The 21967-nt window shown below is 58.8% G+C and carries 17 protein-coding genes and 1 tRNA gene; 8 read left to right on the top strand and 10 right to left on the bottom strand.

The features are described from left to right. Nucleotides 1-262 precede the first annotated feature (262 nt). On the top strand, nucleotides 263-1012 hold the full coding sequence (locus tag Q0837_RS11280) for a DNA/RNA non-specific endonuclease (RefSeq protein ID WP_298468996.1): 750 nt from the start codon (nucleotides 263-265) through the stop codon (nucleotides 1010-1012). 17 nt (nucleotides 1013-1029) lie between these two features. On the opposite strand, the gene Q0837_RS11275 is transcribed toward Q0837_RS11280, so the two are convergent. Beyond that, nucleotides 1030-2445 (bottom strand): DASS family sodium-coupled anion symporter, encoded by a 1416-nt coding sequence (locus Q0837_RS11275; RefSeq protein ID WP_298468994.1) that lies wholly within the window; start codon nucleotides 2443-2445, stop codon nucleotides 1030-1032. 71 nt (nucleotides 2446-2516) lie between these two features. Here Q0837_RS11275 and Q0837_RS11270 point away from each other — a divergent pair, with 71 nt between their 5' ends. Next, complete coding sequence (locus tag Q0837_RS11270) at nucleotides 2517-2972, top strand: hypothetical protein (protein WP_298468991.1); 456 nt, start codon at nucleotides 2517-2519, stop codon at nucleotides 2970-2972. 30 nt (nucleotides 2973-3002) lie between these two features. Here the strand turns inward: Q0837_RS11270 and Q0837_RS11265 are convergent, their stop codons facing one another. The 5 genes from Q0837_RS11265 to pdeM all read right to left on the bottom strand — a co-directional run bounded on the left by Q0837_RS11265 (nucleotide 3003) and on the right by pdeM (nucleotide 8608). After that, on the bottom strand, nucleotides 3003-4208 hold the full coding sequence (locus Q0837_RS11265) for a DUF547 domain-containing protein (RefSeq protein WP_298468986.1): 1206 nt from the start codon (nucleotides 4206-4208) through the stop codon (nucleotides 3003-3005). Nucleotides 4209-4314: 106 nt separating this feature from the next. Then, nucleotides 4315-5493, bottom strand: a complete 1179-nt coding sequence (locus Q0837_RS11260; RefSeq protein ID WP_298468983.1) for a DUF547 domain-containing protein — start codon at nucleotides 5491-5493, stop codon at nucleotides 4315-4317. 150 nt (nucleotides 5494-5643) lie between these two features. Next, nucleotides 5644-6786 (bottom strand): DUF547 domain-containing protein, encoded by a 1143-nt coding sequence (locus Q0837_RS11255; RefSeq protein ID WP_298468979.1) that lies wholly within the window; start codon nucleotides 6784-6786, stop codon nucleotides 5644-5646. A gap of 286 nt (nucleotides 6787-7072) precedes the next feature. Beyond that, nucleotides 7073-7591 (bottom strand): translation initiation factor IF-3, encoded by a 519-nt coding sequence (gene infC / locus Q0837_RS11250; protein ID WP_298468976.1) that lies wholly within the window; start codon nucleotides 7589-7591, stop codon nucleotides 7073-7075. A 309-nt stretch (nucleotides 7592-7900) separates the two neighbouring features. Next, the gene (pdeM, locus tag Q0837_RS11245; protein WP_298468973.1) at nucleotides 7901-8608 is read right to left on the bottom strand and encodes a ligase-associated DNA damage response endonuclease PdeM; all 708 of its coding nucleotides are present in this window, start codon (nucleotides 8606-8608) and stop codon (nucleotides 7901-7903) included. 136 nt (nucleotides 8609-8744) lie between these two features. Here pdeM and hemF point away from each other — a divergent pair, with 136 nt between their 5' ends. The 3 genes from hemF to Q0837_RS11230 all read left to right on the top strand — a co-directional run bounded on the left by hemF (nucleotide 8745) and on the right by Q0837_RS11230 (nucleotide 12129). Beyond that, entirely contained in the window at nucleotides 8745-9602 is an 858-nt protein-coding gene (gene hemF / locus Q0837_RS11240) for an oxygen-dependent coproporphyrinogen oxidase (protein WP_298469888.1), read from the top strand. Nucleotides 9603-9679: 77 nt separating this feature from the next. Further along, nucleotides 9680-11770, top strand: a complete 2091-nt coding sequence (locus Q0837_RS11235) for a bifunctional (p)ppGpp synthetase/guanosine-3',5'-bis(diphosphate) 3'-pyrophosphohydrolase (RefSeq protein WP_298468970.1) — start codon at nucleotides 9680-9682, stop codon at nucleotides 11768-11770. Continuing rightward, nucleotides 11770-12129: a VOC family protein gene (locus tag Q0837_RS11230; protein ID WP_298468967.1), complete on the top strand. Its 360-nt coding sequence runs from the start codon at nucleotides 11770-11772 to the stop codon at nucleotides 12127-12129. Before Q0837_RS11235 ends, Q0837_RS11230 begins: the two co-directional genes overlap by 1 nt. On the opposite strand, the gene Q0837_RS11225 is transcribed toward Q0837_RS11230, so the two are convergent. Further along, complete coding sequence (locus Q0837_RS11225) at nucleotides 12126-12461, bottom strand: DUF1905 domain-containing protein (RefSeq protein ID WP_298468963.1); 336 nt, start codon at nucleotides 12459-12461, stop codon at nucleotides 12126-12128. The two genes, Q0837_RS11230 and Q0837_RS11225, sit on opposite strands and share 4 nt — an antisense overlap. An 81-nt stretch (nucleotides 12462-12542) precedes the next feature. Beyond that, nucleotides 12543-13604, bottom strand: coding sequence for a peptidylprolyl isomerase (locus Q0837_RS11220; RefSeq protein WP_298468960.1), 1062 nt, complete (start codon nucleotides 13602-13604; stop codon nucleotides 12543-12545). Between the two features lie 109 nt (nucleotides 13605-13713). Here Q0837_RS11220 and Q0837_RS11215 point away from each other — a divergent pair, with 109 nt between their 5' ends. Both Q0837_RS11215 and Q0837_RS11210 read left to right on the top strand, forming a co-directional pair. Continuing rightward, complete coding sequence (locus Q0837_RS11215; RefSeq protein ID WP_298468957.1) at nucleotides 13714-14643, top strand: hypothetical protein; 930 nt, start codon at nucleotides 13714-13716, stop codon at nucleotides 14641-14643. 334 nt (nucleotides 14644-14977) lie between these two features. Further along, a tRNA-Ser gene (locus tag Q0837_RS11210) sits at nucleotides 14978-15068 on the top strand. A 301-nt stretch (nucleotides 15069-15369) separates the two neighbouring features. Here Q0837_RS11210 and Q0837_RS11205 read toward each other — a convergent pair. Next, entirely contained in the window at nucleotides 15370-18534 is a 3165-nt protein-coding gene (locus Q0837_RS11205; RefSeq protein ID WP_298468954.1) for a glycosyl hydrolase, read from the bottom strand. 234 nt (nucleotides 18535-18768) lie between these two features. On the opposite strand from Q0837_RS11205, the gene Q0837_RS11200 reads away from it, so the two are divergent. Then, entirely contained in the window at nucleotides 18769-20232 is a 1464-nt protein-coding gene (locus Q0837_RS11200; protein ID WP_298468951.1) for a sulfatase, read from the top strand. A gap of 4 nt (nucleotides 20233-20236) precedes the next feature. On the opposite strand, the gene Q0837_RS11195 is transcribed toward Q0837_RS11200, so the two are convergent. Then, nucleotides 20237-21754 (bottom strand): sulfatase, encoded by a 1518-nt coding sequence (locus Q0837_RS11195; RefSeq protein WP_298468948.1) that lies wholly within the window; start codon nucleotides 21752-21754, stop codon nucleotides 20237-20239. Between the last annotated feature and the right edge of the window lie 213 nt (nucleotides 21755-21967).

Here is a 21967-nt window from a genome sequence, read left to right as displayed (position 1 = left end):
GGGCACCCGCTTCTAACCTCCGCAGAAGCGCCTCTCCCCAAGCGGCCTTGCAATGGCGGCTGAATATCGCGGGATAGTTGCATATGCAACCGGTTGTGAGGCGGATTGCGCAGGTGACTGGGCGGGAACGTGATTGGCGTCATTCTACAATCTAAAGGCGCCGCTTCTTGTATTTCTATACTCGCAAACGAGAACAAAATCACTCCGGGTGGCACGCATTGATTTGCCAATTTCTTTGGCAACAGAAGAAGGGGAGGGGTGAATGGACGATCCATTTCAAATGCAACGCGAGCTGCGTTACGGCGCGCCGGTCTGCGATCAGATTTTGACAGGGCGATACTTTACCATCGGGTATTCGTGGTATTTCCGGCAGGCCAAGTGGACTTTGGAAATCGTGAATCGCGGGGGCAAGGAGTTTGCGGCAACCGCCTTTACCAAAGCCAAGCGCATGAACAATTTCCGGGCCGATGTGCGCATTCCGCACCGGTTTCGCAGTTCACTCAGCGCCTACCGCGGCAGCGGCTATGACCGGGGGCATCTGGTTTCCAGCGCCAACTCCGACCTGAGGCATATCGAGAACAGCGAGACGTTCCTGATGTCGAACATGTCGCCGCAAACGGGTGATTTCAATCGGCAGATATGGCGCAAGCTCGAAGAGGCGGTGCGCACTCTGAATGAGGGCGACAAGGTGCTCGAAACCTACGTGCTCAATTGCCCCGTTTTCGACTTTACCAAGCCGATCGAGATGATCGGTGATGAGAAGGACGAATACGGCATCAACATCCCGGTGCCGCACGCCTTCATCAAATCGGTGCTCGCAGAGCACCGCAATGGCGGCTTGAAGCTGTGGACGTTCTACATGGAGAACAAGAAGCTGACCGAGCCGCTAGGTGAGTATCTGATCAACACCTATGATGCTGAGCAGATTGTCGGCGGCCGCTTCTGGGACCGCGCGAGCGGCGGCGATATGCATGAGATGAAGAAACACCCGGTTCCCATGTGGGATCACTGACGACGTGTCGCGGTGGTTCAGGTGATTGCCGCGACGCCCCACACAATCCCGACGATCATTGCGATCCCGACCAGATCGAGCACTATTCCGGCACTGACCAAGCGCTCGATCCGCAATCGCCCGGTGCTCCACGCGATGGCGTTCGGTCCTGTTCCCGCAGGTAGGATGAAGCCCCAACTCGCGGCCAATGCGGCTGGCATCGCAATGAGGATTGCCTGCTCACCCATGCCCAAGGCGGCGGCAAGGCTTGCGACCACCGGGATGATCGCGCTGGCGGTCGCAACATTGCTGGCGAACTCCGTGACCAGCACGACCATCGCCACGATGGCGAGCACCATCAGCACCAAGGGCACCGTTTCAAGCGGCAGCAGCGCATTGCCAAGCCATTCGGCCAGCCCGCTCTCTTGCATTCCCGCAGCCAGCGCCAGGCCGCCGCCGAACATCATGATCACACCCCACGGTGCGCGGTCGGCTTCCTTCCAGATCAGCAGTGGGCGGCCGGTGCCGTCGGGAAGCAGGAACAGCGCAAGGCTGGCCAGCACGGCGATGGTGCCGTCGGTCCAGCTTCGCTCTGGCATGAAAGGGGCAACCCATTGGCGCGACATCCACAGCAGGAAAGTGATGGCGATGATCGGCACAAGGCGTTTCTCTGCGCTGGACCACGGCGCATGATCGTCAATCGCCGCGCGCGCTGCGTGGATGTCGAACGGATGGGCCGCAATCCGCTGCACACGCGAGACAATCCAGGTCGCGAGCGGCACTCCCAAAAGCACAATTGGAAAGCCGAAAGCCATCCACTGGGCGAAGCTGATCTCCAGCCCGATCATATTGTCGAGCAGTTGAACAGCGATCCCATTGGTTGGCGAGCCAACTATGGTGCCAAGCCCGCCGATCGTCGCGGCGAATGCGATACCCATCGGCAACGCCCCTGCGAGACCTTCTTGTTGGCCCTCGCTGAGTCCTCCCCCAGCAATAACCGCCAGCGCCATTGGCATCATGATCAGCGTGGTTGAGGTGTTAGAAATCACCATCGAAAGCAGCGCGGCGGATATCATGAAGGCGAACAGCAATCGGGTCTGACCGCCGCTGGTCCCGATGGTTTTCAGGATCGCGAGGCTCAATCGTCTGTGCAGACCGGTTCGTTCTATCGCGAGCGCTATGAACGCGCCGCCCAGCAGCAGAAACAGGATCGGCGCGTAATATGCGCTGGCCGTCTCGGGCGCGGTCATGATCCCGCCGAGCGGGAGGACAATGAAAGGGAGTAGCGCTGTTGCGGTCAGCGGGAGCGCTTCGGTCATCCACCACGCCGCCATCCACACCACAAGGCCAGCCACCAGCCATGCCTCACTGCCCATTCCGGCAGGCGGCGCAGTGAACGCGGTGAGCGCAAAAACGAGGGGGCCGAGGACCAGTCCGATCCGCCGTGCTGTCATGTCGAAATCGCGCCCCTTGCTGTGCAGCCCGCATTGTTGCGGGGCGCAGGCGTGCTGTCTAGTGTGAGCGCATGGACGGGGCGCAGACTCTATTGGCCGGCGTGAAGGCTGCGGGGATGGGGTCGCTCATCGGCACCAGCCTCCCCACGCTCATTACAATGGCTGTCGGTGTCTCGTTGCTCAGCGACGGTATCGGCGGCGGGCTGTTTTTCATGTTCATGCCGTTCCTGATCGGATTTGCCGCCGCCGGTATGGGACTTGTGCTGGTTGGTTTGCCGGTGACGTTCTGGCTCAAGAAACGCGGGGAGGAGAGCCGCCGCGCTTATCTGTCTGGCGGATTGATTGGAGGCGGATTGGTCGCGATGGGCATTTCGGCGCTTCTGTTTGGCGAGATTTGGGGCGCGACAGTTTTCTTCGCTGCGTTCGGTGCCCTTACCGGCGGCGCGACCGGCCATTTCTGGTGGCGCTATGCGCGGCAAGGGGAAGTCGAGGCCGACTACAACCAGATCGCGGAAGTGTTCGGGTAGGGCGGACCGCGAAAGCCCCCCCTGTCAGGACTACTCGACCTCTTTGGGGGTTTCGCCGTCGGCAAAGTCGCCATTGCCAAAGATGACTGTCCCGGTGCGGATGCCGCGCCGCCATGCGCGGTTGAGCTTCTGCGCGCGCTCAAGCATCAAACGCTTGGCTGCGCGATCTGTTACAACCGGCTCGTCACTGCAAAGGCCAACAGCAGATGCCCCATTGGTTGGAATACCTTCCCCACCGCGCCCCTGAACACAGACCCAGGTCAGGCCGGGATCCCCGCGTCCATAGAGCATGTCCGCGATGTCACTTTCGTAGCGATTGAAAGCGATCCGATCTTTCTTGGCGATCAGTTTCTTGACGTCATCGCGGGCGAATTTTGCCAAGTGGGCGCGCAGATCTTCCCTATCCTGGAAATAGAAAGGTTCGGCTTCCTGATAGATCTTGCTCACTTGCAATGCGCCGCCGAACGATTCGATTCCGCGCAGTGAATTGACGAATTCCTCGGCGCCTAGCGACAGCAGGAAATCGACATTGGCACCGGTGAATGCGGTGCGCTGTATACTCGGCCCGCCAATTTCTCCGCGCCAAAAGGCGTAGATCACCTTGGGGTCTTTCCAATTGGGATAGACGATCTTTTCGCGAATATCGCGCGGCGACAAATCGATGCCGCCAATCGTTACCAACTTCGCGTCCTGCAGGGTTGCGTTGTTGGTCCCGAATGTCCGCTTTGCCGGTTCGCGCATCGGATATTCGAGCGCCACCGCTTCGACAACAGCGACATTGTGCAGGTTGATCCAGAAAGCGAGCTGCTCGTTGCGGGGCAGCGTGCTTATGTCGAGCGAGTTTCCGACTTGCTCGAGATCCTTCCGATACTCGGTCAGCGCATTGCGGATTTGCGGACTGAGGAACGAAAACGCGACACGGTTCCCTTCGAGCCGGTAACGCGAGTCGTGGCCGTACACGAAGCGGGTGCCGGTCCCCGCATCAGGCCTTCGTGCTCCTTGACGCAGCGAAGGGCCCATAGGGATGACGAACCACTCGAGCGCTTCATCCCAGTGCGCATAATCGATCCGATGATCCTTGCGCTGGGTTGCTGGCACGAACTGCTCGAAAGGATCGCCATTCGCCGAACTGCTGGAAGAACTGCGAGCCTGGAACGGCGCCGACGCGCTTTCTGCAGCAAGCGGCACAGTCAGGCTTCCAAGCGCAAGGGCGGCTACAATCGTGTAAGGCTTCATCGCGTGTCTCCCACTATGACAGGTCGAGTACCCCTCCATGTGATGGAGTATCTTTCTTCGGACTAACCAAAGATGAACCGCAGATAAATCAGCTTGGTTCCCCGATTTATTGGACTTCACCTTTGTCAGGAGCGTCGCCCGGTAGGTCGATATTGGTAAATGTGACGGTGCCTGTACGAATACCTTGGCGCTCTACGTACTCGAACTTTTGCTGACGCTGGCGCAGCAGATCGGCGACGCCCGGACCAATTCGCCCGTTTGCAAAAAAGGCATTGCCCCGCGCGCCTCCCGCCAAATCGGCGATATCGTGTTCCCGCAGAGTGGCTTTGACTTCGCGGGTCTTGCCGATCTTCTTACGAACGTCCTCATTGGCGAAATCGAGCAAGTGCTCTCTCAAATCCGTACCGAAATTGGGAAAATAGAACGGTGCAGCTTCTTCGTAGAGTTGTGAGACGTGGAGGGTCTTGCCGCGATTTTCGACCCCGCGCCGCGAATTAGCGAATTCTCGGCCTGCCCGGTCGAGCAGGTTGGACACAGTCGAGGCAGCGAATGCTTCACGCTGCATTGCCGGTCCGCCGATTTCTCCGCGCCAGAACCCATAAATGACGGCTGGATCCTTCCAGTTGGGAAACACAATCCGCGTCCGAATATCTTTCGGGCTCAGGGAAATCCCCCGGATTGTGATGAACTTGGCATCATCCAGCGGCACCCCATCGATCTCGATCTCGCGGGGCTGACGTATCGGCCATTCTTTCGAAATCTGTTCGACCAGCGCAACATTGTGGAGGTTCAGCCAGAAAGCGAGTTGCTCATTTCGGGGCAGGGACTGAATATCGAGCGTCTCAGCCACTCCTTCGAGGTCGCGGCGATACTCCGCGAAGCTTTCGATCACTTCCTTGTTCATAAAGCTGAAGGCGACCATCGAGCCTTCGAGACGATAGATCGAATTGTGTCCCATACGGCGCCGTGTTCCGATAAATGTTCCTTGTTCGAACGGCTTCTTGCGCAGCGGCGGTCCCATCGAAATGACAAAGTTCGAAAGCGCCGAGGTCCAGATCGAATAGTCGATCTTGTGTTCGATCGGGTTTTGGCGAGGTGCGAAGACGGCGTAGGGTTCGGATGCTTCGACAGGTGAGGACGCTGGTGACGCAATTGCACCGCTCGATTGCGAGACGCTGGCCGTGCGGAGAGCTTCATGCGGCGCAGTTTCCGCCGTCGCTGCAACTGCTGACACCGCGAGCAAAACAATTGCACCAGCGGCCATGCGCTGCGTTCGTAAGGACATGAGGCTCCTCCACCAACCAGTGAGTCCAGTCTTCCTGTTTGGGTGCCAGCCTGACCTATAACCTTCGATGAATGCTTGCAAAAATGAATAAGGGCCGCCGGATCGGGTTCCGGCGGCCCTTAACTGGTCGCTTGGAGAATGGAGTGGTGATTATTCCACTTCGCCGTCATTCTCACCTTCATCCGGAAGCGTGATATTGGTGAATGTGACGGTGCCGGTTCGGCCTTCGCGCAGGATTTTCTGGAACTTCTGCTCACGCTGGGCAAGCAGGCGCGCCATGCTTTGCGGGATGCGGAAGCGGGTCGAAACACCATCGGAGGTGATGTTCTGATAAGTCGGTTCGCGCACGCCGCCAGCAAGGTCGGCAATATCGTATTCCGTGATCGTCGCTTCGGTGCGGGTGGTCTCGCTCAGGATCTTGCTAACGTCCTCATCGGCGAACTCAGCCAGGTGGGCACGCAGATCGGTTTCGAAGTTGGCGAAAAAGTAAGGCGCGGCTTCCTCATAGACCTTGGACACCTGCAGCTTGCTACCGGCCTTTTCGGTGCCGCGCAGCGAGTTTACGAAATCACGAGCACCACGATCGAGCAGGCGCGATACATTGTCCGCGTTGAAGGCTTCACGCTGGATCGATGGCCCGCCGATATCACCGCGCCAAAAGCCATAAATCACCTTCGGGTTCTGCCAATGCGTGTAGACGATCTTGGTGCGGATATCCCTCGGGCTCATCGCGATACCTTCCACCGTGATGAACTTGGCATCGTCGAGAGGCACGCCGCCGATTTCAATTTCGCGCGGCTGGCGCACGGGCCAGGCATTGGCGATCTGCTCGATCAGCGCGACATTGTGGAGGTTGATCCAGTAGGCGAGCTGCTCGTTGCGAGAGAGCGCCTGAATGTCGACCTTGTCCGCAGTCGCCTCCAGGTCCTTGCGGTACTCGGTGAAACTGCCGATGACTTCGGTGTTGAGGAACGAGAACATCACCCGCGTTCCTTCAAGCCGATAGCGTGAGACGTGCCCATATTGGCGGCGCGAACCAAAGCTCGGATCGGGCCGGCCGGCACCCTGTCGCAGCGATGGCCCCATCGAAACCACGAGGTTCTTCATCGCCTCGTCCCAGATCGAATAGTCGATCTTGTCACTGTTGGGCGAGTTGCTCGGCACGAAGGTTTCAAACCCAGCATCGGTTGCGGCAGCAGATTGCGCAGCGGCCGGAGCAGCAAGCGCAAGCACGCTCGCGCCAAGCGCGATGGAGAGGGTCTGAAGGTGGGAGCGCCTGAATGGGGTGGTCATCTTTTGGGGTCCTTCCTGAACGCCTCGGCCATTCTTGCGGTGCCTTAGGCAAGGGTGTTTTCGGGTCGCACGGGTTCGAGGTTTGGACCGGATTACAGGGGAGTACCGATCCGCGCCCCGTGCTTCATTGTATAGCTTAGATGGATATACGCGTGGGGCCGCCAATCGGTTTCAGTGTGTTATTCATCGAACACACCTGCCGTTGGTCGGGGATGAATGTGGTTTTGGCAAAACAAAGGGCGGGCGCCCCGCAGGATGCCCGCCCTTTGAATTGTTTGGCTTTCTGTTACTTCGGCGCGAGCACCATCAGCATCTGCCGACCTTCGAGCCGCGGGAATGCCTCGACCTTGGCGATCTCTTCCACGTCGACTTGGACCCGCTTCAGCAAGTCCATGCCGAGATGCTGGTGCGCCATTTCGCGGCCGCGAAAGCGCAGGGTGACTTTCACCTTGTCGCCTTGTTCGATGAACTTGTTCACGTTCCGCATCTTCACGTCGTAATCGTGCGTGTCGATGTTCGGACGCATTTTGACTTCTTTGATGTCCTGCGTCTTCTGCGTCTTGCGCGCCGCGTTCGCCTTTTTCTGGGCTTCGTAGCGGTATTTGCCGACATCGAGGAATTTGCACACCGGCGGATCGGCATTGGGCGAGACTTCGACGAGGTTCAGGCCCTTGTCGTTGGCCTGCTCGACCGCTTCATTGGTGAACATCACGCCAAGGTTTTCGCCTTCGTCATCGATAACGCGGACCTTGGGGACTTGGATAAACTGATCGTAGCGAGGGCCGCTTTTAGTAGGCGGGGCCATCGAACGCCGAGGTGGACGGGCTATGTGTGTTCTCCTGTTACAGCCTGAGTCTTTAGCTGGCGGCTATGTAAGGATTCTGTCGGCGAAAGGCTAGAAGAGTCTAAATCTTTCCGCACTCGCATCCGCGAGCGCGAATTCCTCGCTCATGCGATCTTTGATCGCGTCGCTGCGGGCGGGCGGTCGCCCTTGCGGCGCTACGCGCCGATTTCCCTTGGTCACGGCAGTCAAAGCGCGACTGCGCGTCGGCCGGCTAGGCCGTAGCCAGGCGGGCCGGATGGCCCGCGCCCGGCGCTTGAGGGCGCAAAAAAACTAAACCGCCTCACGGAACAACGGGAAGGTCACCAATTTGCCTTTTGCGGGCAGCACGGCGTCGATCCGTTGTGCTGGACCGAGCGCTTCAAGTATCTCCGGTGAGCCTGCATCCATACCCCCGGTATAGGCACCAAATGCGGGAGCGATCATCCGGTCACCGCGTCCTTCTGCCCGGCTCACCACGCCGCAGGGCCGGGCGATATGGCGGTTCCTTACGCGAACGCGCATTTTGGGGTGGTAGTGGCCGGATAATTCGGGCTGGGTTTCGCCGCGCTTGGCTTCGTGGCGCAGCACAATGCCGCCGAGGTCCATCTCTTCGGCCAAAGTGGCTCCGAATGTGCGGCTCATCTGTTCATCGTGGTTGCCGGTGATCCACACCCAGTCGAGCGCGCGGGTGAGCGATTCGAGCATGCCTGCCGCGTAAGGATCGAGGCGGTGCGTGCCCGCATCGTCGTGGAAATTGTCGCCCAATGTGATCACCCGCCGGGCGCCGGTCGCTTTCACCGCATCCGCCAGCCGTTCGAGCGTTTCGCGGCTGTCATAAGGCGGCAGCATCTGTCCATGAGTGGCGTACCAACTGCCCTTTTCCAGATGCAGGTCCGCGACCAGCAGCGCCCTTTCGCGAGGCCAGTAAAGCGCATTGTACTTGAGCAGAACGAGCTCTTCTCCGGCAAATTCTAAAGGTGCGAACGAAACGGGAACCATGCGTCTCAGATGACCCGCCCAGCCCAAATTTGCAAGCGGTCATTGTGCAATCATTCGATTGACTTGACCTGTGTCAAAGCGGATTGACACGTCCCGCGCCATCGCCATGATCGTGCGCAATTATGGGATGGAGAATATGACGGACTGGACATCGCACACGGCGCGCGCGCGGACTTGGTTTGAAAGCCTCCGCGACCAGATTTGCGCCGCTTTCGAGGCAATCGAGCGCGAGGCCGGTTCCGATGCGTCGTTCGAATACACCCCTTGGAGCCGCGAGGAAGACGGCAATGACGATCCCGGCGGCGGCGTTCAGGGACTGATGAAGGGCAAAGTGTTCGAGAAGGTCGGCGTGAACTGCTCGACCGTGCGCGGCAACTTTCCCAAGGAGTTCGCGGGCAGCATCAACGGCGCCGATCCCGCCAATCCCGGCTTCACTGCGACCGGCATCAGTCTGGTCGCGCATATGGCCAACCCGCATGTCCCGGCGGTGCATATGAACACCCGCTTCCTGACCACTGGCAAGGCATGGTTCGGCGGCGGAGCAGACCTCAATCCGCCGATCCCTTACGAGGACGACACCGAGGAATTCCACGCCAGCATGCGCGCCGCCTGCATGGCGCACAACCCGACCTATTACGAACGCTACAAGAAGTGGGCGGACGAGTATTTCTACCTGCCTCACCGCGAAGTCCATCGCGGGGTCGGCGGGATCTTCTATGACCACCTGGAATGCGACGACGATCCCAGCTGGGACCGCAACTTCGCCTTCACGCAGGATGTCGGGAAGGCGTTCCTCGACATCTACCCCAAGCTGGTGCGCAAGCGGATGGAGAGCGACTTCACCCCCGAAGATGAAGCGGTTCAACTGGAATATCGCGGGCGCTATGCCGAGTTCAACCTCGTCTACGACCGCGGCACGATTTTCGGCCTGAAGACCGGCGGCAATATTGACGCGATCCTGATGAGTCTGCCGCCTAGGGCGACGTGGAGTTGAGGACCATATTCAGGCTGTTTTGGTCCAAGCCGTCTTAATGCTTGCAGCCGCGCCTGCGGCAACGCACATTGCAGTCAATGCTCCGCCAGTATGAACTAGTAGAAAAGGTCAAAACCTACGACCCTGACGCCGATGAGGCGGCGCTTAACCGCGCTTATGTCTACACGGTGCAGAAACATGGCTCGCAAAAGCGCGCTTCGGGTGATCCGTATTTCAGCCATCCGATCGAAGTCGCCGGGTTGATGACCGACCTGCAGCTTGATGAGCAGACCATCATCACCGCGCTGCTGCACGACACGGTCGAGGATACGCTCGTCACCATTGAGGATATCGAGCAACATTTCGGCAAGGACGTCGCGCGGCTGGTCGACGGGGTGACCAAGCTCTCCAAGATCGAAGCGATGCCCGAGAACGAACGCGCGGCGGAGAACCTGCGCAAGTTCCTGCTTGCCATGTCCGAGGATATTCGTGTCCTGCTGGTCAAGCTTGCGGACCGGCTGCACAATATGCGCACGCTGCACTTCATCAAAAGCGGCGAAAAGCGCCAGCGGATCGCGCGCGAGACGATGGATATCTACGCGCCGCTCGCCGAGCGTGTCGGCATGTACGAATATATGCGCGAGATGCAGGCGCTGGCGTTCAAGGAGCTGGAGCCCGAAGCCTACGCCACGATCACCAACCGTCTTGAGCAATTGCGCAGCCAGGACGGCGGGCAGGTCGATGCGATTGCGCTAAAGGTCAAACAGGCGCTGGCTGAGGCCGGGCTGGATGTCGAGGTGTCCGGCCGCGAGAAGCACCCGTTCTCTATCTGGAACAAGATGTCGGAAAGGCACGTGTCGTTCGAGCAGGTAACTGACATCATGGCGTTCCGTGTCCTGACCGAAAACGAAGCGGATTGTTACCGTGCAATGGGCGTGCTGCACACGACGTGGCAGTTTCTTCCGGGGCGGTTCAAGGACTATATCTCGACCCCCAAGTCGAACGGTTATCGCAGCCTTCACACATCCTTGATGTACGAGAATTCGATGCGGGTCGAAGTGCAGATCCGCACGCGCGAGATGCATCGCCGCAATGAATTCGGGCTGGCTGCGCACTGGGCCTACAAGCAGGAAGACCGCGCCGATGGCGAGGTTGGATGGCTGCGCGATCTGATCGAGATCGTCGATGCCAGTCACGATGCCGAGGAACTGCTCGAGCACACGCGCATGGCGATTTATCAGGATCGTATCTTCGCCTTCACGCCGAAAGGTGCGCTGTTTCAGCTGCCAAAGGGCGCAACCTCGGTCGATTTTGCGTTTGCGGTGCACACCGATCTGGGCGCGCAGACTGTGGGCGCGAAGATCAATGGGCGGCACATGCCGCTGCGCACGCCGCTGAACAATGGCGACGTGGTCGAGATTATCAAGGCGAAGCATGCCGAGCCGCAGCTGTCGTGGCTGGGCTTTGTCGTGACGGGTAAGGCGCGCGCTGCGATCCGCCGTTCGGTTCGGTTGAAGGAACGCGCGGAGATCGCCAATATCGGCTCCAAACTGTTCGACGAGATCGCGCTGAAGGTGCCTGCACGCATCGGGAAGAAGGCCATTCGCGCGGCCATCGACCGGCTCGATCTCGATGGCCCGGAAGACCTGATGTACGCAATCGGCGCGGCCAAACTGACCGACCGTGAGGTGATGGAAGCGTTGGTGCCGGGTTGCACTGCCGAATTCGAAGAGGACGAGGAATGGTCGCAGCGCGAACGCGTGATCTCGATCAGAGGGCTCACGCCTGATGTCGGATACACGCTAGCGACCTGTTGCCACCCGGTGCCCGGCGACCGGATCGTCGGGCTGCGGCGCAAAGACGCGTTGGTCGAGGTTCACGCGATCGACTGCCTTGAGCTTGCCAACGGCGTGGACGCCGATTGGCTCGACCTGTCATGGGGTCGGCGCTCGCATGGGGCCGTCGGAAGGCTGACGGTGACGATTTACGACCGGCCCGGTACGCTGGCCGAAATGGCGGGCATTTTCGCTCAGAACAAGACGAACGTGACCAGCCTGATGCAGACTCAGCTCGACCATCCCTTCACGACCTATGAGATCGACGCCGAAGTGCAGGATCTGGCGCACCTTACCCGCATCCTCAGCGCACTGCGCGCCAGCGATGCCGTGGCGCAGGCCGAGCGTATCTAGTGGCAGTTGTTGGGCTGGATCATGTTCAGCTCGCCATTCCCGAGGGCGGCGAGGATCAGGCGCGGGCGTTCTTCATTGGCCTGCTCGGCATGCGCGAGGTGACCAAGCCCGAGACGCTGTCGCCCAAGGGTTGCTGGTTCGAAGGCGGCGGAGCAAACCTGCATATTGGGATCGACCCGGACTTCCGGCCCGCGACTAAGGCGCATCCTGCGTTTCTGGTCGACGATCTGGATGAATTGCGACCCCGGCTGGAAGCGGCAGGCTTTGCGACCAAGGGTGACAAGCCTGTGCCCGGATATGCGCGCTTCTTTACAGTTGATCCGTTCGGCAATCGCATCGAATTGATGCAGCGGCTTTAGAGCAATTCGAGCTCGAGTTCGACAGGATCGCCTTCTGCGAGGTCTTCGGCTCGCATGACCTTCTTGCTGACCAGAAGCGTCCAGTTTTTCGTCTGACGCGACATGTCATCAATGTTCATTGGAAACACCGAGCTCTTCCATTCGGTTTCGCCGATGCGGGCCATTACTTTGACAGATCCAAAGCCGCGCTGCTTACCGAATTCGAGCCTGTGGAGGCGGGCGTGCATGGTGATGGTCTCAGCCTGATCTCCTGTGATCGTGACGAGATGATAGGTCCCGCGATCACCCTGCCAGCGGCGCAGGGGGAGGGTCGCGCTAACCCTATCCGTCATTGCGAGCCACCGAAGGTGGCGCGGCAATCCAGTTCCGGAGCTGGATTGCGTCGCTTCGCTCGCAATGACGAGGTGAATACATCACTCCGGAACCACCTCGCGGATCGGCACCGGAATGTTGCAGATATCCGCTCCGCCAGCGGGCACGATGAAGAACGGATCGCGGCGATTTGCGCGGGCTTCCGTGTAGGCAACAAAGCTCTCGCTTTCGGTGGAGAGGTACTCAAACTGGGGCTGCTCTTCCTCCGAAAGGTCGGCAGCGACGCGGATCGAGAGGATCGGCGTGCGCTTGTCCGCCTCTTCCTCGGTGTAGAAACCGAGTGCGCCCGATCCGCGCGGCAGCGAAGAAAGATGCTCCATCCCGTGAACGATCCTTCCGACCAGCGCGATGTTGCGATCAAGATGGCGCGGCGCATGGCCGATCACGGTGTAGAGCTCCGCACCCGAACCCGTGTCCGGCGAGTAGGATCGACCGACGCCAACCATGCCGTAGCAGTGGACGGGCCAAGCCTTTGCAGGCAAGGAGCCAAAGGAAGCTGGTCCATCACCACCAAACCACAAGCCAACTGGAAAAGATCCGGAGTAACTAACCGCCGAAGTGTACGGGTCGGAAAAACGAGGAACAGCGGTTGGATTGATCTGAAAGCCCGGGGGCGTTCCTGCGCTCCGTGAGGCAATTCTGCCGGTGACAGACCACATCCATGGAATCTGCTGATCAGAGACCCATGTGAAATACTCATCCTCCCCCATCACCTTCAGCCCCTCGGGCAGCGGCTTGGTCTCAGTCTCGCCGCTCTCGGGGTTGTCATGTCCCGGATCGCCCCATTGCACGACGTAATTGTCCTGGACGCGGTTGACGGTGATCCCGTCATACCATTTGGCGCGGGCTAAGGTCTTGATGTTGCTGACCCAGCCTTGCGAAAACGGCGCGGGCATCAGCTGGATTACGACCTCGCGTTCATTCCCTTCGGCGTCCGGCGCGAGCGTCATCACCAGTAGGTCTTCGGGCGGGATCACCACCCACTCCTCAGCGCTGGCGGCATCGACGATCTGGTTCGGCGAAGGCGCGCCTTCCGGTGCTTCTTGTGCGGAAGCGGGCAGGGTTAGGGCGAGTGTCGCGGCGGCGAGAAGTGCGTGTCTCATGGCGGGACCCTGCCATCACTTGAAACCCCGCGCCAGAACTTTGGCGTGATTGTACAATGCGATGCTTGACCAAGCGATCATGACAGGAGCTCAATAGGGGGAAACAAACATGATCCATTTCAGGCGGCTACTGGCCGCAGCCATCACGCTGATATTCTCGGCCACCAGCCTCGCTGCGCAAAACGCGCCGGCCGTTAGTCTCAGCTCCGTGATGGACTATCGCCTGTTCGATGACGGGAGAATGCGCATCGGCGATACCGATCTCGCTTTCGCGCCTGCGGGAAGCCCGCAAATGCGGGTCGAAATACGCAAGAAAACAGGCGAACGGGTCAAATCCTATCCCTTCTATGACACTTATCGCTTGCAGGTCGCCGTCTTCGGACGCGCGACTGCCGATGGACAAGCGATGCACAAGTTCGCGCCGGGCGACTACGCGCTCGATTTCAAGGTAAAGGGCCAGCTCGTTACAACTGTGCCGTTTTCGGTGAGCCAGGCGAGCGTATCGAGCGATCCGTTCGCGCCGGGCACGTCCTACCGCTTCACCGGACCCTGGCAGAAATGGGCCTATGTCGCGACAGACCGGCAGCGCAGCGGCGATGGTGCGGCGCTGTTCTTCTGGGCGGGTTCGAACGATGTCGATACCAGCGCGACAGGCAGCCGCCAGTTCATCGCCAAGCTGTATCGCGGAAGCACGCTGATCGGGCACTCCAAGCGGCGCGCAGGGATCATCACGCGCGATTGGATGCAGCGGCACAAATCCGTATTTCTCAAACCTCATCCTAAGGGGTTTCGCGGAACGCCCAATGCCGTCCCGATGAGCGAGCTGACGAAACCGGGCAGCTACCGGGTGGAGGTCGAGCTGACCGATACGGGCGAGAAGGTGCGCAGTTTCAGCTTCACATCGGCAGGCGGCAAGATCACGCCGCATGTGCGCAGTGCCTTGGGATATCAGCCGCAAGCCGACTATGTCTTCCCACGCGGGCCCGGCATTCGGACCCAGAAGTATGACTGGCGAGAGATAAACTGGATTTCGAACTGAACTCTGGCTGAGACTCAAAACCCCTCTCCGCGCGTTTTTGAGGGCGAAAAGGGGTTCTTGAGGCAGCGTTCGCAGGGAATGCCATTCCGCGCAGCGCTGTCCAATGCGACTCGTTTACCATAATTGCAGCGCCGTGCCCATTGCTGATAGTTCAGGCTGGCTTGCGGAGCGCCCCGTTCATGGCGAGTGCGCGCCACCGCCCAAAGGGCACGCGGAGCGGTGGCCGGCGGTCGGGGTCGGAGCGAAGCGGAGACGGGTGCGAGGCACCCAACGCGCACGCCTTGCGCAGCAAATAATACCAAGCTAGAGCGCGCGACTTGCCATCAAGGCATGCGGAGCGGTGGCCGAGTGGTCGAAGGCGCACGCCTGGAAAGTGTGTATACGGTAACCCCGTATCGTGGGTTCGAATCCCACCCGCTCCGCCATCTACCCCCAGAATTAGTCTCCAATTATTGTCGGTTCTCGGTAAGCCCCAGTTTGCGGGGGTTTGCAGCGCTCAAGCCGTCACTATCGCCAATCTCTGCCCTAAATTTTGCCAGCCTTCAGGCCCATTTTGCGCCACCGTCTCTTGGCCACACAAAGAAGGATTGCCATCTCGCAGATCGCCAAACTAATCGTCGCCTTTGCAGCTGCTCTGGCTGAGCTGCAAAAGCTCATGGTCTGATTGATCGCGCTGTAAGAGAAGTCAGGAACTCACAGGGGGCGGTATGTCACGTCCGAATTTTCCTAGTCCCCCGCACTCTCGCGTTGCAATTGCACCGGGCCGATCAGGCCAGATGGGACAAGCGGGTCGCCCTCCTTGAAGAAACTCTGTGTTGTGAAGGTCCGTCTCGGTCCCGGTGGCAATGGCTCGTTGTCGCTGTACCATTTGACCATGTCGTTCTTTGGCCAGCGGTCCGCCACGACAAAGCCGCTGGTGTCTTCCAGTCCGGCATCGCCGATAAGGCGGTTGACCCACAAATTGGCAACTTCGATTTCGAGCACGTTCTCGCCCGGCCGGATCGCTTTGGTCACGTCGAGCGCATAAGGCGGTGTCCACAGCGTTCCCAGACCAACGCCGTTCAGCGTCACGGTCGCGGCCACTTCAACCTGGCCCAATTCCAGCAGCAACCGATCGTTCGTCGCCGAAACATCACCGGACCAATCGAATGTATGGGTGTATGTGGCCTTGCCCGAGAAGTGCCTGATTTCGTCAATTTCGGATGATCTCAGGTCGAACAGTGCTGGGGCGTCAAACGGATCAGCGTCACTGTAGAACAGATCGAAAGCAATCGTCCAAGGCCCTGTCAGTTCCTGTTCCGTCTTGATTGCGACTGCATTCTGCTCTGCAAAGGGATTGGCTGGGTCGAAAACCAAAAACGCCGATTGGCCTGCCAACATATCAATTTGCACCTCCGTCCTGCCGTCGGCATTCAACTTTGCTGGCATTGGGCGGATCGCCCCGGTAACCGGATCCCAAAGTTCGGGCGCCTTGCCGCCCACATCGAAGGATAGGTCATATTCGGCCGCCTCTTCGCCGAGGTTGAGCAAGAAGAATACATCCGTCTCTGCGACCCTGCGCTGCGTGAACAAAGGCAGCTGACCGGGCGAGGCGATCCGCGCAGCCAAACCTTCCTGCACAAATACGGCCTTCGCGTCGTCGCCCTTATGCGCCATCGCCACGGCAACACCGGCCTCACGCGCGGCAAGCATCCGGGCCAGCGCGGCTTCGCCCGGAGCGCGGTTCTGCGGCCACCAAATCATGCCGTAACTCTGACCGTTCGGCAGGACCAATTTCCCGTCGACGAAGCGCGAGCGCGAAAGAAGGCTCTCTTCATTCAGGCAATCAAACTCTGCGCCGGCCGGTAGACGATTGGCGAAGTTCTTCTTTTCCGGACAGGCGACCGGACTGTCCTCGCCGACATACATGGCAATATCGACGACCGGCAAACCCTGCCTCAGCATGTAATGGCCCCGCGCCATATATTTGAACCACGCCTTACCCCCCTGATCCCACCATGGCTGGGTCCGGTCGAAATGCGATCCGTAGCGGTTCATCGTCATGCCGGGCGTGACATGGGTGTTCGCCTGGTGCGCGAAGCGGTGGAACATGAACTGGTTGATCCCGTTCACCCACGCTCTGTCACCCCATTTCTTCCCCAGCGCCGGGGAGAAATGCCAATTGATCGATGCAAAGGCCGTAAACGCTTCGGCGGCGATCATTTTCTTGCCGTAAAGACGCCCCGCAGAAACGGCGTCGTTCAGCTGCGCGACTTCTCGACCCATCCAGAACTCGCCCGTTGGCACCGATGCGGTTGATCCAATATCGACGTCGTCATACGGCCCCATGCCATACGGCTGGACATAGCTTTCCAGGCCTTGGCGCTCCATCATGTCGGCGAACACACCGTAATAATTGTCGCGGATCAGATCGGCGTTGAAGGATCGTATCTCAGCCAGCATATCGCGGCTGCGCTGCGGGCTGGAGACCAGGCGCCCTGCATAAAGTGGCAGCCACGGGACAATGGATTGGCCGAATTTTTGCGCAAACAGGTCTTCATAGCCTTGTGTCCAATTCTGGCCGCCAACCTCATAACTGTCGATCATGACGCCGTTTGTCGCATTGGGCGCGACCGCCTTCGCGCGGTCAAGAACCGGTCCGATAAACCCGTCATAGTGGGCCTTGAACGCAGAAGGCGCGAATTTATCGACCTCGAAACCGGTGCCTTCGTGTGAGGCGATGACATTGGTCGCGCCGGTTGAGGTGTAGCCAAAACGCAGGACTGTCCAGTCGCCGGACGGAAGAGTTGCGGTCAGATTGCCGGCCTCGTCTAGCGAAGCCGAAAGGTCGATGATCTGCGCAGGGTCGATGAGTGTTCCGGCAGCGTTATCAAGCTGCTCAGGCAATTGCGTACCAGCGCCCTGCGCCATGCTGGTATGCAGGGTGACATCGGGAATGCGGGGGACAGCCGAAAGCGTCAGCTCTCCAAATTCGATTTCTGCCGGGGTGCTAACGCGGAAATACCGGGCAGTGGCTGGCGGGAAGGCATCATCGACCATCCATTCAAACTTGCCGATACGGCGGGTCGGAAACGTTTTGACGCTTTCCCATCTGACCCCGTCGTCCGATCTCTCCAGGCTCGCCGCGAACCCTCTGGTTGGCGAGTTTTCAAGCAACACACTTCGGATCGTGACCGGATCATCGTACGAGAATTGCACCCAGCCTGGCTGTTCTTCGCTCGCGGGCAGGGTTGCTCTGGTTTCGCGATTGCCGTCGGTCACCAGATCGACTGCAAATGCCGGATCGGACGCGGTCACGGCCGGGGACAATGTCGCATCCAGCTTTTCCGTGGGCAGCGCAGGATAGGCGATCACGGCGATATCTTCATACAGACCTCCGCGCGCAGTGGGCTGAGCCAGTTGAACATTCACAGCCCCGCCTTCGACAATGGCCTCACTCCAGACGATCCGCTTCATCGATTGTTCGGGCGTGATCCACGGGCCGCCGCTGGATGACCAGCCGTCTGCGTTGTGAAAATTGAACAACAGGCCGAGCCGTTCACACTCCGCTGCGACATGAGCGATCAGGTCGAGGTGTTCGGGCGAGTTGAAGCGCACCGTGCCGTGCGGAATGCCCTGTGTGACGTGAAACAGCACGATGCCGCCGATCCCCGCTTTGGCCATCGCTTCGAGATCTTTGGTGATCCCCTCGCGGCTCATGTTCCCGCTCATCACGTGGTACCAGGTCATCGGGCGGGCTTCGGCAGGAGGTGATTTGAACCGTTCCTCCATCTCTTCGATGGTGGGGTTGTCGGGGGCGGTTGTGGTGGCAACTGCTCCGGAACCTGCCAGTATCAGCCCAGCCACCCCTGCTACGAGACACAATCTTGAAGCGGCCAATCCAAGTTTCACGGCAATCTCCCTCGCCAGTCGATCCCAAGCACCTGCTGACAGCCCACAGCCTAACGCAAAATCGATCACAAGCAATCACTCTGCCAAAAGGTACACAGGTAGCCACTTCGGTCGCCCGGCTTGTGTGAAACAGCTGGAAATCAGGGCCTGACATTCCGAGTTAGCGTTTTACTCTGCGTAGCTGCGCTGATAGTTTTCATGTCAATTGCGATCACAAAAGGTCGAAAGCGTTCAATGCGGAAACCCTTTCATTTCACTCTGAGCCTGGCGGCTCTATTTGCCTGCTTTTCACTGATTGGCTGTCAAACCACAGCGCCAAGCAGCGAAGTGGACGCGGCAAATGGCAAACCCGCAAATGTGCTGCTTATCCTCGTCGATGATTATCGTACGGCTATGGGCGCCATGGGCGATCCCTATGCCATAACGCCAAATATCGATGCGCTGGCATCGCAAGGAATGCTGTTTCAGCGCGCCTATGCCAATGTGCCTGTCTGCGGGGCATCGCGCGCAACCTTGATGACGAGCATTTACCCGCACAAAACACGTTTTGTGAATTACCTCGCAAATGCCGAGCGCGAGGTTCCGAATGCGGCGACATTGCCTTCGGTCTTCAAAGATGCCGGATATTACACGGTTTCCAATGGCAAAGTGTTCCATGATCCGCGCGATTCCGATGAGGAAAGCTGGAGCGAGCGAGCATGGGAACCGGCTGTCAAAGGCCCGGCCTATTTTGCCGAAGAGTCGAAGAAATACGTCAAACCGTCGGACCGGTTTGGTGACAGAGGCCCGTGGTATGAAGGCGCGGACAGGCCCGACGAAGCCTATTATGATGGGCAGGTGAAGGCAAAAACCGTGGCGGATTTGAAACGTCTTGCCGCGCGCGATGAACCATTCTTCCTTGCCGCAGGATTTCGCCGCCCGCATCTGCCGTTCAACGCGCCGCAGAAATATTTCGATCTCTATAAAGACACGGATTTTCGGCCATCGGCGCAAAGACGCCCCCCTGCGGGTGCGCCAGACGGGCTTAAGGGATCAGGCGAAATCCATCTCTACCATTTCAAAGGTGAGGCGTACAATTCAGACGAATTTCACCGCCAGTCCCTGCTTGGCTATTATGCCGCAGTGAGCTTCATCGACCAACAGGTTGGTGAGATTGTATTGACCCTTGATGAGCTGGGGCTGCGCGAGAACACGATCATTGTGCTGACGAGTGATCACGGCTTTCATCTGGGCGAATACAATTTCTGGGGCAAGCACAACACGCTCACCAATGCGCTGCACATTCCGCTGATCATCGATGCGCCAGGCACCCGGCCTGCGTCTGCCCCCAATGCACTCGTCAGCCTGGTCGACCTGTTCCCGACCATGCTGGAATTGGCCGGGATTAAGGGTAACGCGGAGCTGAAAGAACAGATGGTCGGGGCAAGCTTCGCGGCGGTTCTTGAAGACCCCAATTCGGGCCACAAAGACTACCTCTATTCCCGGTTTAAGGAGGCCGACACCGTGATCAGCGGTGACATGATCTACACGCAATATCTCTCTGCCGATCGCGAGGAACAGGCGATGCTGTTTGATCTGCGCAAGGATCCGGGTGAGACGGTAAATCTGGCCGCTGATCCAGCCTATCAAGCGGATGTCGCGCGCCTGTCAAAGCGGCTCCGCGCCTTTATAGCCCAAAGCGAAGGTTACGCTCCCTAAGCGCTTATCGCGCGTCCCGCTCCCAATGTTCGATAACAAGATAGTCTTTCGGCTTTAGCGTGTTGCGCAGTTCCGGTGAAATTGTGCGGAATCTCGAATCCTGATCCAGCTTGAAGGCCGGGGCGGAGATGATCGGGATATTGCCAAACCCGTCCTCCAGAATATCGCCTTGTTCTCGCATCCATACAAACATCTGTTTTGAAAGCCGCGATTTCACCTGCGCCATCTCTGGCTGCCGAGCGATATTGTTCTGCTCGAATGGGTCGGCGACCAGGTCATACAACTCCTCGTAAGCTTCGTCGGGATGCTGCTGTGCGCCTTTGCGCAGGAACACATTGATCGCTTCATTGTCGCCAAGGTTCCGCTCTAATACCTCCAGGGCGTTGAAGTTACGAATATATTTGTATCGCTTGTCGCGTATCATGCGCGAGGGGAAGACATGCGCGTTGATGATATTCTGGTTGGTCCGGACGCCGTAGACATAATCATGGATCGCCTGATCCCGCCCACGCAAAAGCGGTAACAGGCTTTTCCCATCCATGTTCGGACCGACATCTCCGCCCGCAATATCCATCAGCGTGGGCAGCACATCGGTATAATGGATAAGCTGATCGGAGCGCGCGCCCGGTTCGATCACGCCCGGCCAGCGCGCGACAAATGGGACCTTTAATCCGATATCCTTGAGCGTGAATTTTCCCGAAACGCCATGATCCGCGCTGTAGATGAACAGCGTGTTGGCACCCAGATGCGTGTCGACCAGATCCAGCACACGCTCGAGCTGGCGATTGTCCTCCTCAATGCTGCGATAATAACCGGCTCTTTTCCTGACATAGGCGGCATTTTCTCGCAGATGCGCATCGAAGGGATGAAACTTCAGCGCGTCAGCATCTGGCTTTTCGACGTCGAAATATTTCCCGTGCGGGTATTTCGACGCGATGAACATCACGAATGGTTCCGTTGCCGCTGCAAAATAGCTCTCGATCTCAGAAAGTGGGATGTATTCGCGCGGGACGCCTTCTTTCGGAACCGGCTTCCATTCCGCATCCCAGTCATAAACGCTGGCGGGTTTCACATGGCTTTTGCCGGCGAGCACCACCTTGTAGCCAAGATCGCGCATCTGCTGTGTGACAGAGATCGCATCCGGTCGTGTCGGCGTATGGTTCGCGAATGCGCCATTCCTGAGCGGATATTTGCCCGTGAACAGCTGCGATCGGCTGGGCGCGCAAATCGCCTGGCCTGTAAAGGCATTGTCGAATACGATGCCCTCACGCGCGAGGCGGTCCACGGCAGGCGTGTGCACCTTTTCATTCCCGTAGACGCCGTAATCGGTCACGTCCTGATCGTCGGCCAGGTAGAAAACAATGTTGGGCTTGGCGAAAGCAGGATCGTGCGTGTTTTTAAGTGCAACGCGGGTTTGCGGCTTGTTTGTGTCCGCTTGCAGGCTGCTCGCATCGTTTTGCGGGCCTACGCAGGCTGAAAGAACGACCACGAAGATAGGGAGCAACGCTCTTAAACCGCCCATCTTTACATCTCCTGTCTGTGATCGCCCTATCATAAGGTTCGGCTCCTTTTCGAAGCGTAAGAGAGCGCAACCCATTCCGCCAGGCGATCAGCCCGCAAGGCTGCCCTGCATTAAGCACCATTTTGATTGAAGTCGATTGATATTGACCGTCTCATGCAGGGCGCTAGTCTGGTTCCAGGTCGAGAGCGAACTATCGAGATGAATGATCCTGTT

The organism is uncultured Erythrobacter sp. (assembly GCF_947499705.1).
Lineage (GTDB): Bacteria > Pseudomonadota > Alphaproteobacteria > Sphingomonadales > Sphingomonadaceae > Erythrobacter.
Note: the sequence above shows the minus strand (reverse complement) of the source record. Positions and strands in the feature narration are given on the sequence as shown.